15 protein-coding genes and 1 riboswitch are annotated in these 15,740 nt (G+C 40.1%); of the genes, 2 read left to right on the forward strand and 13 right to left on the reverse strand.

Annotation, left to right across the window (positions count from 1 at the left end; translation table 11 throughout):
- Nucleotides 1-115: 115 nt before the first annotated feature.
- The 10 genes from AC3II9_RS03290 to AC3II9_RS03335 form a co-directional block, all read right to left on the reverse strand.
- Entirely contained in the window at nt 116-973 is an 858-nt protein-coding gene (locus AC3II9_RS03290) for a MetQ/NlpA family ABC transporter substrate-binding protein (RefSeq protein ID WP_489153094.1), read from the reverse strand.
- Between the two features lie 65 nt (nt 974-1,038).
- Nucleotides 1,039-1,707 (reverse strand): methionine ABC transporter permease, encoded by a 669-nt coding sequence (locus AC3II9_RS03295; RefSeq protein WP_489153096.1) that lies wholly within the window; start codon nt 1,705-1,707, stop codon nt 1,039-1,041.
- On the reverse strand, nt 1,700-2,725 hold the full coding sequence (locus AC3II9_RS03300; protein ID WP_489153097.1) for a methionine ABC transporter ATP-binding protein: 1,026 nt from the start codon (nt 2,723-2,725) through the stop codon (nt 1,700-1,702). Before AC3II9_RS03300 ends, AC3II9_RS03295 begins: the two co-directional genes overlap by 8 nt.
- 83 nt (nt 2,726-2,808) lie before the next feature.
- A riboswitch (SAM riboswitch) is annotated at nt 2,809-2,912 on the reverse strand.
- A gap of 56 nt (nt 2,913-2,968) precedes the next feature.
- Nucleotides 2,969-3,274, reverse strand: coding sequence for a thioredoxin family protein (locus AC3II9_RS03305; protein ID WP_489153099.1), 306 nt, complete (start codon nt 3,272-3,274; stop codon nt 2,969-2,971).
- A gap of 9 nt (nt 3,275-3,283) precedes the next feature.
- The gene (locus AC3II9_RS03310) at nt 3,284-3,607 is read right to left on the reverse strand and encodes a toprim domain-containing protein (protein ID WP_431027715.1); all 324 of its coding nucleotides are present in this window, start codon (nt 3,605-3,607) and stop codon (nt 3,284-3,286) included.
- Between the two features lie 64 nt (nt 3,608-3,671).
- Complete coding sequence (gene gcvH, locus AC3II9_RS03315) at nt 3,672-4,052, reverse strand: glycine cleavage system protein GcvH (protein WP_391373312.1); 381 nt, start codon at nt 4,050-4,052, stop codon at nt 3,672-3,674.
- A gap of 77 nt (nt 4,053-4,129) precedes the next feature.
- Nucleotides 4,130-4,486 (reverse strand): arsenate reductase family protein, encoded by a 357-nt coding sequence (locus AC3II9_RS03320; RefSeq protein WP_489153101.1) that lies wholly within the window; start codon nt 4,484-4,486, stop codon nt 4,130-4,132.
- Between the two features lie 207 nt (nt 4,487-4,693).
- On the reverse strand, nt 4,694-6,475 hold the full coding sequence (locus AC3II9_RS03325) for an acyl-CoA dehydrogenase FadE (RefSeq protein WP_489153103.1): 1,782 nt from the start codon (nt 6,473-6,475) through the stop codon (nt 4,694-4,696).
- A 146-nt stretch (nt 6,476-6,621) separates the two neighbouring features.
- Nucleotides 6,622-7,794 (reverse strand): acetyl-CoA C-acetyltransferase, encoded by a 1,173-nt coding sequence (locus AC3II9_RS03330; RefSeq protein WP_489153105.1) that lies wholly within the window; start codon nt 7,792-7,794, stop codon nt 6,622-6,624.
- Between the two features lie 60 nt (nt 7,795-7,854).
- Nucleotides 7,855-10,245, reverse strand: coding sequence for a 3-hydroxyacyl-CoA dehydrogenase/enoyl-CoA hydratase family protein (locus tag AC3II9_RS03335; protein ID WP_489153107.1), 2,391 nt, complete (start codon nt 10,243-10,245; stop codon nt 7,855-7,857).
- Between the two features lie 304 nt (nt 10,246-10,549).
- Between AC3II9_RS03335 and AC3II9_RS03340 the strand changes: the two genes are divergently transcribed.
- A complete protein-coding gene (locus AC3II9_RS03340) occupies nt 10,550-10,870 on the forward strand; it encodes a thioredoxin family protein (protein WP_489153108.1) in 321 nt (106 codons plus the stop codon).
- A 119-nt stretch (nt 10,871-10,989) separates the two neighbouring features.
- Nucleotides 10,990-11,514, forward strand: coding sequence for a C39 family peptidase (locus AC3II9_RS03345; protein ID WP_489153110.1), 525 nt, complete (start codon nt 10,990-10,992; stop codon nt 11,512-11,514).
- Nucleotides 11,515-11,538: 24 nt separating this feature from the next.
- Here the strand turns inward: AC3II9_RS03345 and AC3II9_RS03350 are convergent, their stop codons facing one another.
- From AC3II9_RS03350 to hutI, 3 genes are all read right to left on the reverse strand, one after another.
- Nucleotides 11,539-12,414, reverse strand: coding sequence for a 5'-3' exonuclease (locus AC3II9_RS03350; RefSeq protein WP_489153112.1), 876 nt, complete (start codon nt 12,412-12,414; stop codon nt 11,539-11,541).
- 266 nt (nt 12,415-12,680) lie between these two features.
- Nucleotides 12,681-14,156, reverse strand: coding sequence for a histidine ammonia-lyase (gene hutH, locus AC3II9_RS03355; RefSeq protein ID WP_489153114.1), 1,476 nt, complete (start codon nt 14,154-14,156; stop codon nt 12,681-12,683).
- Nucleotides 14,157-14,179: 23 nt separating this feature from the next.
- A complete protein-coding gene (gene hutI / locus AC3II9_RS03360; RefSeq protein WP_489153116.1) occupies nt 14,180-15,484 on the reverse strand; it encodes an imidazolonepropionase in 1,305 nt (434 codons plus the stop codon).
- Nucleotides 15,485-15,740: the final 256 nt, after the last annotated feature.

The following is a 15,740-nucleotide window of genomic DNA, read 5'->3' on the forward strand; positions in this document are numbered from 1 at the left end:
AGCGCCCTTCTTACTGAGGATTTCCTGGGGAATATTGGCGAACCCTGCTTAGAAAAACGCAATTTACGACAAAAAAATCCCGAGGTTGATGTTCACCTCGGGATCAATTGATTTATTATTTTGATACAGGTACGACAGCGCCGCCCCACTCTTCAAGAATGAATTCTTGAATTGGTTCAGAATGTAATACTTCTACTAAGCGAGCAATTGCTTCACTGTCTTTGTCTTCACTACGAACTGCGATGACATTTACATATGGAGACTCAGAACCTTCGATTGCGATTGAATCTTCAAGTGGATTAATTCCAGCATCGATTGCAAAGTTAGAGTTGATAACTACCGCATCTCCTTCACCTTCTTCATAGTATGTTACTAATAATTCAGGTGCAGAGCTTGCATCAATTACTAATTTTTTCGGATTGTCTACAATATCATCAATCGTTGCAGCTGTTTTGTCGATACCATCTTTTAGTGTGATTAATCCTTGTGCTTCTAATAATTGAAGAATACGACCTTGGTCAGATACTGAGTTTGAGATGATAATTGTAGCACCATCTGGTAGCTCGTCTAATGATTTATATTTTTGAGAGTAGATACCGATTGGCTCAATATGAATCCCACCCGCATTTACGAAATCATAGCCCTTTTCTGCAATTTCAAGCTCTAAATAAGGGATATGTTGGAAATAGTTCGCATCAAGATCACCAGACTCTAAATCTTGGTTTGGCATAATATAATCTTGGTATGGCTTAACCTCTAAATCGATACCCTCTGCTTCTAAAATTGGCTCTGCTTCTTTTAAAATTAGTTCATGTAAACCGTTTGAAGCACCCACAACAATTTTTGTATCTTCTGCTGTTTCCCCCGCCTCATTTGCTGCTGTATCATTTGTTGGTTTTTCTTCATCAGAGCCACAAGCTCCTAATGCAAGTGCTAATGATGGTACTGCTAATAATGATAAATACTTCTTCATGTGTTGAAACCCCTTTTCTTTATCTTATATGTCTTTTTATAAAAACGGCTATCGCCGATACTACCTTATCGTTTGTCTGTACGTGCTGTAATCGCATCGCCAATCCACTGGATCACAAATACAATTACTAAAATAATAATCGTTGACATCAACACTACATCATCACGACTACGCTGGAACCCTTCGATAAAGGCTAAGTTCCCTAAACCGCCTGCTCCGATAATCCCTGCCATCGCTGTGTAACCAACAAGCGCAACAGCTGTTACGGTAATCCCTGAAATAAGGGCCGGTAAACTTTCTGGAATAAGCACTTTAAAAATAATCGTGGATGTTTTAGCCCCCATTGAACGAGCCGCTTCAATAACGCCTTTATCAATTTCGCGTAATGCGATTAATACCATACGTGCGTAAAACGGTGCAGCCCCAATGATTAATGCAGGAAGTGCTGCATTAGTGCCACGAATTGTACCGACTAAAAACTTTGTAAATGGAATTAATAAAATAATCAAGACGATAAACGGAATCGAACGGAAAATATTTACAAGTGATCCCGTTAAAAAATGAACGATTTTATTTGCCCACATTTGATTCGGACTCGTTAAAAACAATAAAATCCCAATGGCTAAACCTAAAATAAGCGTAATAACGGTTGAAATGGCTGTCATGTAAATCGTTTGGTATGTTGCCTCATACATCGTTTCCCAGTTTACATTCGGAAATAATTGACTAAGCATGTTCAATCACCTCCGTCTGAATTTCATGCTGCGATAATATGTTTAGTGCTTGTTGCACTTGCTCTTCTGTACCATCAATATGAACGATTAATGTCCCGTATGGACCACTTGTTGTATGTGAAATCGAACCATGTACAATATTTACATCGACGCCGTATTCTTTAATGACTTGCGAAATGATCGGCTGTTCTGTTGCTTGTCCAACAAATGTCACTTTCACAAGCTTCCCTGTAGGGTAATTTGTTAAAATTTGCTCAATCGATTCTTTTGTTTCGCTTGTACCAGATACTTGTGAAACGAATTTTTTTGTAATTGGCGCTTGCGGGTTTTGGAAGACATGTAATACTTCGCCTGCCTCTACTACCTTTCCAGCTTCCATGACAGCGACACGATGACAAATTTTGCGAATAACATGCATTTCGTGTGTAATCAATACAATTGTTAAACCAAGTCGCTTATTAATATCTAATAATAGCTCTAAAATCGAATCCGTTGTTTCTGGATCAAGTGCAGATGTCGCTTCATCACAAAGCAATACTTCTGGATTGTTTGCAAGCGCTCGTGCAATGCCGACACGTTGCTTTTGACCACCTGATAGTTGTGAAGGATACGCTTTGTCACGCCCTGCAAGACCAACTAACTCGATTAACTCTGCTACACGCTTTGCGCGCTCAGCCTTTGGTACACCTGCAATTTCTAATGGAAACGCAATATTTTCTTCCACTGTACGCGACCAAAGGAGATTAAAATGTTGGAAAATCATACTAATTTTTTGACGCGCTGCACGTAGCTTATTGCCCGAAATCGCCGAGATCTCTTCACCATTCACCACTACCGAACCTGTTGTTGGCTTTTCTAAACCATTTAACAGGCGAATCATTGTACTTTTACCAGCACCACTATAGCCAATAATACCGTATATTTCGCCTTTCTCAATCGCTAAGTTTACATTGTCAACAGCTTTTAGTTCACCGTTTTTCGTCTTGTAAACCTTTGTTATATTACTTAACTCAATCATAATAAACTCCTTCTACACGAAAAAACCTTCCTACTAATATAGACAAGCAGAAAGGTTTTCGCACAATTTATACGTTAACCGTTCTCTCATCTTTCAAAGCAAAACTTTGAGTGACTTGGCACCTTTTCACAATTGTGATGGTTGCCGGGCTTCATAGGGCACTTCCCTCCACCGCTCTTTATAAGAGTAACGTTATAAAATTTATTTTATGCATGTAAATGTACCATGACTGTTAATTGTCCGTCAATTGTTTTTTAACATTTCATACAAATTTAGTACGGATTGAAACGCGTACACCTTTTGGGCAATTTTACCGTTTTTAACGATTACTAAACACGGCACACTTTCAATTTCATAGTCATACGCTAGGTCTTCCATATAATTTAAATTTGCTTTACCAAGGGGTAATGTGGGCAGTAACTCTTCCACTACATTTAACATTTTAGATGCAACAGCACATGTACCGCACATCGGTGTATATAAATAAAAAGCGGCCATCTCTTTTTCGTTTATGATTTCCTGCCACTGTTCTTTTGTCCAGTCTTCCATCTGCTCATCCTATTTCACTTTGAATTTAGCCGCTTGTAAAATATCACGCACGACACTACTTGGTGCCTCTGCTACACCATTAAACGGCACAGGTAATTCAAGTTGCACAGCCTCGCTATATGTTCGGCGCATAATTTTTCTTAAATAATCCCCTGATTTATCGCGATCAAAAAAGGTAAATATCTCAATATCTTCGTATGGTTCAAGTAAATCGATTAATGCTTCTTCGTCTATCGTGCCATTTGTACACAAAATCAATACTTGCTCAGCAAGAAGGGGTGTAATTTTTAATTTATCAGAGCGACCTTCTACGATTATACACTTTTCAATCATTCAATTCTCCCCCTACGTTGAAAAAAACGCCAAAATCCATACTAGATTCAGGCGCTTCTTTGTATTATTCAGAAATAAACTCTTCGTATGCTTCGGCAGTTAATAGTTCTTCCACTTCTGCTTCATTTGAAAGTTCAACTACAATCATCCAAGCATTTTCGTATGGAGATTCATTAACGAATTCTGGGTTATCTGATAATTCGTCGTTTGCTTCTACTACTGTACCAGATACTGGTGAATATAATTCAGAAACTGTTTTTACTGACTCTACACTACCGAACGGTTCGTTAATTGTTACTGTATCGCCTACTTCTGGTAGCTCAACGAATACAATATCACCAAGTTCGTTTTGTGCAAAATCCGTAATACCAACGCGTACTTTATTGCCTTCGATTTTTACCCATTCGTGTTCTTTTGTGTAGCGTAAATCTTTAGGAATACTCATGAAAATCCCTCCAACAAAATGTATAAATCTCTTTCAGTTTGACATATTTCATTAGTAAAAACAAGGTTGTATTCAGCCTATTTCCACGTTTCTGAGAAGTCAGACTCCTTGAAACCAAGCGTCACCTTTTCACCATCTGTCACAATGGGGCGTTTAATGAGCATCCCATCAGATGCAAGCAAAGCTAATTGCTCTTCTTCGGACATATTTGCTAATTTATCCTTTAAGCCTAGTTCTTTATACTTGTTACCTGACGTATTGAAAAACTTCTTTAGTGGCAGACCACTTTTCTTATAGAGCTCTGTTAATTGTTGCTGTGTTGGCGTTTGTTCAACAATGTGTACAGATTCGTAAGCGATATTGTTTTCTTCTAGCCATTTTTGCGCCTTTTTACATGTCGTACATTTTGGATATTGAATAAATTTCAGTGGCATGTATGTAGCTCCTTTTATTGTTATCTTCTCTTCTATTGTATAAGATTTCCTAGCAAAATGCTAAAAAAAGACTAAATAATATGCCTCACCACCATAAAAGATGTCCCCTCTCTATCATCATATTCATACATAACAAAGAACGACAAAAAGGATTGTAAACTATTAATATAAAAAATCCGAATGCTGTCGCATCCGGATTTTTTAACATTAAACGACGTATTTTTCAGCTGCAATCAGTTTTGCTGCTGCTTCGCGTTTTTTCGGAATTAAGTTGTAAGGATTGTTACGTGTTAATTTACGAAGAGCTGACAACATCATGCGACCATTATCGCCCTCTACTGAAGCAAGTAATGTATCCTTTGCTTCTGCTTCAATAATAGCAAACGCTTCTTGACAGAAGATTTGTGTGTAAAGAATTTTTTGGGCTGCTTTTTCTGCACCATCACGCTCAATGGCTTTTTGTGTACGGATGACTGCTGATTCCATCGCATATAATTGGTTGGCAATGTTGGCAATGTTGACAAGCAGCTCTTGCTCTTGATCTAATTTTGCACCGAACGCCTGCGCCGCTGTACCTGCTGCAAGAACTGCGATTTTCTTCGCGTTCTTCACAAGATATTTTTCTTGTGCTAACGGTGCATCTTCAAGCTCTTCTGGCATCATCATGAGCAATTCACTTTGTAGATTTTGCGCTACTTGAAGAAGTGGTAACTCCCCTTTTAATGCTTTCTTCATAAATGTGCCTGGTACGATCATACGGTTAATTTCGTTTGTCCCTTCGAAAATACGATTAATACGAGAATCACGGTAAATACGCTCTACTTCATATTCTGCCATAAAGCCATAACCGCCGTGTAATTGTACCGCTTCGTCCGCGATATAATCCAATGTTTCCGTGCCAAATACTTTAGCGATTGAACATTCGATTGCATACTCAGCCACAGCTGCTGCAATGGCTGCTCCATTTTTTTGCTCTTCTTCTGATAGCTGGCTCAGTGTATCTTCGAAGTACCCTACTGTACGATAATTTAATGACTCTGAAGCATATAAATGTGCTGCCATTGTCGCTAATTTTTCTTTCGTTAAGTTGAAGCTAGAAATTGGCGTTTTAAATTGTTGACGTTGGTTCGTATATTGAATAGCAAGCTCCAGTGCACGCTTCGATCCACCTACAGTCCCTATACCAAGCTTATAACGACCGATGTTTAAAATGTTGAATGCAATGACGTGACCACGACCCACTTCACCAAGTACGTTTTCTACTGGTACTTGTGCATCTTCTAAAATCAATGTACGAGTAGAGGATGATTTAATGCCCATCTTCTTCTCTTCCGCCCCTACAGAAACGCCTGGGAATGCTCTCTCTACGATAAACGCAGTGAATTTTTCACCATCGATTTTAGCGTACACAACGAATACATCCGCAAAGCCTGCGTTTGTAATCCATTGTTTTTCACCATTTAATACATAGTGTGTTCCTGCTTCGTTTAATTTCGCCGTTGTTTTTGCACCTAATGCATCTGAACCCGAACCTGGCTCTGTTAACGCATACGCAGCAATTAACTCACCAGAAGCTAATTTCGGCAAGTATTTTGACTTTTGTTCGTCGTTACCGAATAATACGATTGGTAAAGAACCGATACCTACGTGTGCACCGTGCGTAATAGAAAAGCCACCAGCCACAGCCATTTTTTCAGCGATTAACGCTGAAGAAATTTTATCTAAGCCAAGCCCCTCATATTCTTCAGGTACATCCGCAGCGAGTAATCCTAATTCACCTGCCGTTTTCAATAAACGTACTGAATGCTCAAACTCGTGGTTTTCTAAGTTTTCTACTACTGGTAACACTTCATTTTCTACATAGTCAGCTGTTGTTTGCGCAATCATTTTTTGCTCATCTGTGAAATCCTCTGGTGTAATGACACGATTGATATCTACGTCCTCGATTAAAAAGCCGCCGCCTTTAATGATGTTTGTTGTTAATTTCATATCCATTTCCTCCTCATAGTCATTTCATTTTCTTCCCCTACAATAAAGCAAAAACTGAATGGTTATTCATATTTTGTGTATAGAAAAGCTCGGAAAGTTTACTCGGAGGCAAAGAGAATAAACTTTCCAAAAGCTGTTTCTAGAAATTAAAGGACTTCAAATACACCAGCTGCACCCATACCGCCACCGATACACATTGTGACGACGCCGTATTTCTTCTCTTGGCGTTTTAACTCGTGAAGCAGCTTGAGTGTCAAAATCGCTCCTGTTGCACCAAGTGGGTGACCAAGCGCAATCGCACCACCATTTACATTCACTTTATCCATATCAATTCCTAAGTGACGCACCACTTGGATAGACTGTGAAGCAAATGCTTCGTTGATTTCCCACAGGTCGATTTGATCTTGTGTAAGACCGGCAATTTTCAACGCTCTCGGTACCGCCTCAATTGGTCCAATCCCCATGACTTCTGGTGGTACACCGCCAACAGCGAATCCTAAAAATTTCGCCATCGGTTTTAATCCTTGTGTCTCTGCTTCTTCACGGTCCATCACAAGCACCGCTGCAGCACCATCAGAAGTTTGTGAAGCATTTCCTGCCGTTACAGACCCTTTAATATTGAATGCTGGGCGAAGTTTCCCTAACCCTTCAACGGTTGTATTCGGACGCACCCCTTCATCTGTATCAAACGTAAAGGTACGTGTTGCAGGTTTATGATCTTTCCCAACGAAGTGCTGTGTGACTTCAATCGGTACGATTTCATCTTTGAATTTTCCTTCTTTAATCGCTTTTTCAGCCAGCTCATGTGAACGAACAGCAAAAGCATCTTGGTCTTCACGGCTTACTTCATAACGCCGTGCTACTTCTTCTGCTGTATGCCCCATGCCCATATAGTACTGAGGGGCTGTTTCTGCTAATGTTGGATTCAGACGTACCGTATTCCCTGTCATTGGAATCATACTCATCGATTCTGTACCACCTGCGATAATCGCTTTTGAGTGGCCTAACATAACACGTTCTGCTGCATATGCAATAGATTGTAACCCTGATGAACAAAAGCGATTTACTGTAATCGCTGGTGTCGTATCAGGTAACCCTGCTAACGCACCGACTAAACGTGCTACGTTCATCCCTTGCTCTGCTTCAGGCATAGCACAGCCCATAATCAAATCATCAATCGGACCTTCATAGCCTGCTCGTTTTAATGTTTCCTTTACAACAATGCTACCGAAATCATCTGGACGCATCGTTGCAAGTGAACCTTTTTTCGCTTTCCCAATAGGCGTCCGTGCACCTGCTACAATTACGGCTTCACGCATAATGATGTCTCCCCCTTGTTTAGCTTCATGCTATTCATCATTTTCTATTAAACTCGTAAATTAGTTACGAAGCGGTTTCCCCTTTACAAGCATATGCTGCATACGTTGCTGTGTTTTCGGTTGCTGTACTAACTCCAAGAATGCTTGCTTCTCTAAGTTTAAAATATACTCTTCCTCAACCTCTGTTCCATATGGTACTAAACCACCTGCAAGAACAAATGCTAATTTTTTCGCAATGGATAAATCGTATTCGCTAATATAGCCCGAATCGAACATTCCTTGTGCCCCTAGCAGTAATGTTGCATAGCCCGATGCCCCGACCACTTTCACTTTCTTCTTCACAGGTGCTTTGTATCCTGCATCGTAAAGGGCAATAGCTGCTTGTTTCGCATCATAGATTAAGTGATCTGGGTTAACCGATACGCCGTCTGCAAAATCTAAGAAGTTATTTTCCCGTGCTTCTTCACCAGATGTCGATACTTTCGCCATCGCAATTGTCTCAAACACTTTGTTGATCACTGCTTGTAAATCGATATCTACACCATTTGGTAAACCTTTTAGGAACTTTTCGTAAAGTCCTAAGTTCCCTGCACCACCTGGAATGACCCCAACTCCTACTTCTACTAAACCGATATACGTCTCTGCTGAAGCTTGAATATGTGCTGCCGGTAAGCAAACTTCTGCTCCACCGCCAAGTGTCATTTGGAACGGTGCTGCTACAACTGGTTTTGAGGCGTACTTAATACGACGCATCGCTTTTTGGAATGCCCCAATGACAAAATCAAGTTCAAAAATATTATCATCTTGCGCTTCCATTAAGATCATGCCAAGATTGGCCCCTACACAGAAGTTCTTGCCTTGGTTACCAATGACAAGCCCTTTATAAGCTGCGTTGTTTTCCAATTCATCAATCGCCGTGTTTAACATTTGAATAATGTCTAAGCCAATGGCATTTGATTGTGAATGGAACTCTAATAAAAGCACACCATCTTGTAAGTCTATTAAGCTAGCTCCAGCATTTGATTTAATAACACCGTGTTTTTTCTTATAACGTTTTAAATCAATGGCTTTCTCGTTTACGGGCACTTTTACGTATTCCGTACCGTTGTAGTAAGCTAGCTCATGATCAATTTCTGAGTAGAATGTTTCCAAGCCTTTGTCGAGTAAGCCTTGAACAAACGCTGGAATGTCACGCCCTTCTTCTTTCATTTTTCCAACAGATTGTTTGACACCAATTGCATCCCACATTTCGAATGGACCTTGCGCCCAACCGAAGCCCCATTTCATTGCATTATCAATCGCAACAATATCATCCGCAATTTCACCTGTCAGTTGCGCTGAGTAAAGTAATGTTGGTGCAAAAATATTCCATAATAGTTCACCAGTACGGTCTTTGGCGTACACTAATGTTTTCACTTTATTGGCAAGACCACGTGCTTGTTTTGCCATTTCAATAGAAGGCGTTTTTAGCTTTTTCACTGGCTCATATTCAAATGTATCTAAATTTAACTCTTTAATCTCTTTTCCTTGTTTTAAGAAGAAACCTTGACCTGATTTTGCACCAAGCCAACCATTTGCAATCATTTTCTTTAATGTTGGATCTTCAGCAAACACCGTCTGTTCTTCACCTGTTGTATGGTCATAAACATTTTTCGCTACATGCGCAAATGTATCTAATCCTACAACATCAAGTGTACGGAATGTCGCAGATGATGGTCGCCCAATAAGTGGACCTGTTACCGAATCCACTTCCCCAACGGAGTAGCCACGTTCTTGCATTTCCTTCATCGTCAAAATTAAGCCGTACGTACCGATACGATTGGCAATGAAGTTTGGTGTATCTTTTGCAATTACGACGCCTTTACCAAGCACATCTTCACCGAACACTTGCATAAATTCTACTACTTCTGGCGCAGTAGTAGTAGAAGGAATGACCTCTAATAGCTTTAAATAACGTGGCGGGTTGAAAAAGTGTGTGCCAAGGAAATGCTTTTTAAAATCGGCTGAGCGCCCTTCCGCCATCTCATTAATGCTGACGCCTGACGTATTCGAACTTATAATTGTGCCTGGCGTACGTACCGCATCAATTTTTTCCATTAGGCCTTTTTTAATCTCAAGGTTTTCTACGATAACTTCAATAATCCAATCTACATCTTTTAATTTGTCAAAGTCGTCTTCAAAGTTACCTGGCGTAATTAACGCTAAGTTTTTCTTAGAAGCGAGCGGTGCTGGTTTTTGCTTTAATAATTTTTGCACTGCACCGTTTACAAATCGATTGCGTACGGCAGGACTTTCAAGCGTTAACCCTTTTGCTTGCTCTTCTGTAGTTAGCTCCCTTGGTACGATATCTAGCAATAATGTTGGGATACCGATATTAGCTAAGTGAGCGGCAATACCTGAACCCATAACCCCTGAGCCTAATACGGCTGCTTTTTGAATTTTGTAAGTCACGAGAATTTCCCCCTTCTCCACTCTTCTTCATCATAATGAATAGCCATTCATTTTTAACCGAAAAAAAAACTCGAAACAGCTTTTCTGTTCTTAGTGTAGATTATTTCGTCAGTTTTAGCAACGTTTTTTAACATTTATTTCTATAAAATTCTAAATTTTTCTCCATAAACGTTGATATACCAAGGAAAAAATGAATACTCATTCACTCTTTTTCAAATTATCTCATCTAGCATATAGAGAAAGCAAATTACTTTTAGCTTTTCACTAAAATGTGTAAACTAGCAATTATAGGAGCGTGATAAAGATGCAGGAAATTACAACAGTAGAACAGTTTAACGAAATCATTTCAGGTGATCAAAAGGTGATTGTCAAATTCTTCGCTGGTTGGTGCCCAGATTGTACACGTATGGATATGTTCATTGATCCAATCGTAGAAGAATACAATCAATATGTTTGGTATTCAGCGAACCGCGACAACTTCCCAGAATTAGCAGAAAAGTACCAAGTGATGGGTATCCCTTCACTATTAATCTTCCAAAATGGTGAAAAATTAGCGCACTTACACAGCGCAAATGCAAAATCACCTGAGCAAGTAACGGACTTTTTAGAAGCACAAAAGGCATAAATGATTCTAAGGCTCGTCATATTATACATGGCGAGCCCTATTTTATATACTAAACAGGAATTACCTATATGTAAGTTGAATAGTAAGTGTATGTTCATACTATCGGAGGTGGTTTAATAATGAAGATTTTACTAGATGTGAATGGAATGTCCCAATACAGTGAAATTGTTTATCCACAATTTCGGAACTCCGCTTGCGGACCAACGACAGCACACGTCATTTTAAACTATTTGTGCAAGGATCATCACGTAGCTAAAAAGAACATTAACGACATGTATCAACTGTTAGGTAGTACAAAAATCGGGTTGTTTAAATGGCGCTTCATTCGCAATTTACGCGCTCAACTAGGCCCTAATTTCTGCATTGAATCATGCAATTTATCCGAAGCGATTTGGCAACTCAGGTACGGATATCCTGTCGCTATGAAGTTCGATCAATATTTTACATTTCAGTGGTTTACGAAAAAGAAGCCTACATTTAAATATCATTGGGTGCCACTCATTGGATACGAAATTAAAAATGACAGTTTATATTTAATTATTCATGACAACGGTGGCCGTAATCGAGACAGTCAAATACGCTCTATTAAATACAACGATAACCGCCATGTACTCAGTTTTGTAAAAATAGAGCCAAGAGAATAAGTTCTCTTGGCTCCATTCATTCAGTTATAATCCTAATGATTTAGCGTGCTTCACAATTAATCTAAAGCCACGCTCGTGTAATTGCTCTAAGTGTTGCGTATAATCTGCTGGGACAATCAGCTCATCCAGTTGCTTTTCAATCGGTGCTTCACAATGAATTTGAGCAAGCTGATACGACAATTTCAGCATGTCCTCATTTTCACCAATTTTAATGCGTTGTCCAGCCTTCAACGTTGGGAGCGCCTCCAGCACGCCCTCAACGGAGTTGAAATCTTGGATTAATTTAAGCGCTGTTTTAGGACCGATTCCCTTTACGCCTGGGTAGCCATCACTTGTATCCCCCATAAATGCTTTAACATGGGCAAACTGTTCGGGCTCAATGCCATACTCCTTTTGGAATCGCTCTAGTGTATAGACATCATACTCTGTGTAGCCCTTTTTAGTAAAAGCGATTGTTGTAGATGGATTTAAAATTTGTAATAAATCTTTATCTCCACTAATAACGGTCATTTGTGCATCATATTGCCACTTTTTCACCATTGAACCAATGAGATCATCTGCCTCTATTCCTGTAATACCAAAGTTTGTCCACCCTAGCATGGCAGAAACTTCCTTTGCTAGATCAAATTGCGGCACCATCTCTTCAGGTGGTGCAGGACGGTTTGCTTTATATCCATCAAATAGCTCATTTCGAAACGTATGCATCCCCATATCCCAACAAACAGCGATATGCGTCGGCTGCATTAGATGCTGCGCTGTTAATACGTGACGCGCAAATCCTTGTACGCCATTTGTTGGTGTACCATCTTCTAAACGGATAAACTGGTTCATCGCTGCAGACGCAAAAAATGAACGGAATAACAATGCCATACCGTCTACAATAAGTAAATGTTTTGTCATCTTCAAAGCCCCTCTTTCTACGACATTTCTATTATATCAAATTCTGGACAAATGCCGACGAAAGGGACTTATTCGAATAAACAAAAAGTTGAAAAGCTAATTTTTAAATATTCATAACGACTCACACATTTGGATAAATGCGTACTTTTTAGGAGGAGATTTACGCGACTTTATAAGACTTTTACGCGAGATTCATCTACTTTTACGCAACTTCCCCTAATACATGAGCATTTTGTCCACACAAAACGCTCATGCCAAGGGTTATCCTAAGGCTTCAAATAACGCACAATCTTTTCAATATCATCATGGACAACGCGATCCTCCTGAAGAGGTGCTACAAATGTACGGAGCTCCTGCCACTTCGCTTTGGTACGCGGACTCATTAATTCCATTCCCCGATATTCAACTGCTTGCAATGCACAAAAGGCTTCAATCGCTAACACACGCCGCGCATTACAAAGTATCATATACGCATGACGAGCCGCTGTTGTCCCCATGCTCACATGATCTTCCTGATTGGCTGATGACGGAATAGAATCGACACTTGCTGGATGTGCTAGTGTTTTATTTTCAGAGACAAGGCTCGCCGCACTATATTGTAAAATCATCGCACCTGACTCAAGCCCCGGTCTCGCACTTAAAAATGCCGGTAAGCCTTCATTCAAACTTGGATTTACTAACCGTTCAATTCTTCGCTCAGAGACATTTGCCAATTCTGCTATGGCTAACTTAAAAAAATCCATCGCAAAGGCAATCGGTTGCCCGTGAAAATTTCCACCTGAAATGACCGCACCATCTTCAAATAATAGCGGGTTATCTGTAGCAGCATTCATTTCGATTTCTAGCTTTTCTTTGACATAAGCTAACACTTGCCAACTCGCACCATGAATTTGTGGAATGCATCGAAGAGAATAAGGATCTTGCGTGCGCAGTTCACCTTGCTTTGTCATGAGCTTACTTCCTGCGAACCAATCCCGCATTCTACTCGCTACATCCATTTGCTCCACAAAACCACGTGCTGCGTGTACGGCCGGGTGAAAAGCATCCGTAATCCCTCGCAACCCTTGAAGCGTCATCGCCGCAATCCACTCACTATCATACGCAAGCTTTTCCGCCTCAATATAATTTACAACGCCCTGTGCTGTCATCGCTTGCGTACCATTTATTAATGCTAGCCCTTCTTTCGCTCGAAGCTCAATCGGTGCAAGCTGGAACTTTTCAAAAATCGCTTTTGCTGCATAACGATAACCATGATGGAATACATCGCCTTCTCCAATCAGCGCCAGCACTAAATGTGAAAGCGGTGCTAGATCACCGGAGGCACCTAGCGAACCTTGCTGGAAAATAACAGGATGAACTTGCTCATTTACCATCCACTCGAGACGTTCAAGCACTTCTAGTCGAATGCCTGAATAACCCTTTAACAATGCATTCAAACGTAGTACCATCATCGCGCGGCTAACAACTTCTGAAAACGGCTCGCCAAACGCACAGGCATGTGAGCGGATTAAATTAAGCTGCAATCGATTCACTTCACGCTCGTCAATTTTCACATCGCTCAACTTGCCAAACCCTGTGTTAATGCCATACACCGTTTCACCGAGCTGGACAATTTTTTCTACTCGTGCCCGACTTGCTATTACTTTAGCTTTCGCTTCTTCTGCGATGATGATCGAAGCACCTTCATACAAGATTGCTTTCATTTGTTTCATCGTTAACTGATGACCATTCAAGGAAATCATGGATCTCGCCCCTTCAAGTTGGATTATCCGACAACCTTTACTCCATTTTTCCACACTTGATGAACGTGATTTACACCGAACATATAATGTAATTTTTGATAGTTTGAGACGTTCCAAATGACTAAATCTGCTTGTTTTCCTACTTCAATGGAGCCAATGATCTCTTCCATCCCAATAGCACATGCTGCATTATAAGTAGCCGCACATAGCGACTCAGCGGGTGTCATGCGCATTGTAATACACGCTAAGTTCATGACAAGTGGCATTGATGTTGTCGGTGAAGAACCTGGATTACAATCCGTTGATATTGCAACTGGTATACCTAAGTCAATCATATGTCGTGCCCTTGCAGGTGGCTCCCCTAAAATTAGTGCTGTTGCTGGTAACAAGCAGGCAATGACACCGCTACCGACAAGTTTTTGAAGCCCTTCATCGCTCGTTTTTAATAGATGGTCAGCGGAAATCGCCTCCACTTTCGCAGCTAACTCCGCTCCACCATAGCATTCAATTTCATCCGCATGCACTTTTGGCATCAGTCCGTGCTCTTTTCCTGCAAGTAACACACGCTCTGCCTGTTCAGCCGTGAACACACCTTTTTCTAAAAAAACATCACAAAACTTCGCCACACGAAGGCGGGCTATTTCTGGGATCATCTCTGTAATGACATAATCGACATAATCTTCCTCACGCCCTGCAAATCCCTCTGGTACAACATGAGCCCCCATAAACGTCGGAATAATGTCAATCGGATGTTTTTCATGTAAACGTTGCATAATGCGTAATTGCTTGAGCTCAGTTTCTAAGTCTAAACCGTATCCACTTTTACTCTCTAGTGTCGTAACACCATGCTGTAAAAATGAATCTAACCGAAGTGCCGTATCATTATAAATTTGCTCCTCTGACATTTCGCGTGTCTTTTTCACGGTCGCATGAATACCGCCACCGCTTTGCAAAATTTCCATATACCCTTTTCCTTTAATCCGCGCTTCGAATTCAAATTCACGAGAGCCTCCATGCACAATATGCGTATGCGGGTCAATTAATCCAGGCGTAATAATTTTTCCTGTTGCATCTACAATTTTTGCTTCATGTGCACGTGGCATACAAATTGGAATCATTTGCTGCATTGTACCGACTGCTCGAATTTTTCCATCTTCTATCCATATACTACCACCTTCGATTACTTGCAAATCAGCCATTTCTTCTTTCACACGCGGTCCTTTTTTATGTGACGCCAATGTAATCAGTTGTGCCGCATTTTGAATCCAAATTGGTTGTTTTACTTGTTGTTGCTGTTCTAATACTTGTACTACCGATTCCTTTTTCATTTCTTCAAACCCCTTTATCCCCTTTGATAACTCTATTATCTTCTAAATAATTCTACATTTCTAGTTATATATAACTACTTCAGTTATTTATAAGTAATATAAAATTTCTATTTACTATTCAAAAATAAGTCACTAAAACATAAATACCTATATAATTACTTTTATTAGTTCATTTCAAAGAAACACATTAATATATCAAAATAGTAAATATCCCTCTCAATTTTTGAAACTTTACGAATTTTTTTGAAGTATAATT

Source organism: Lysinibacillus sp. RU7 (assembly GCF_057837305.1).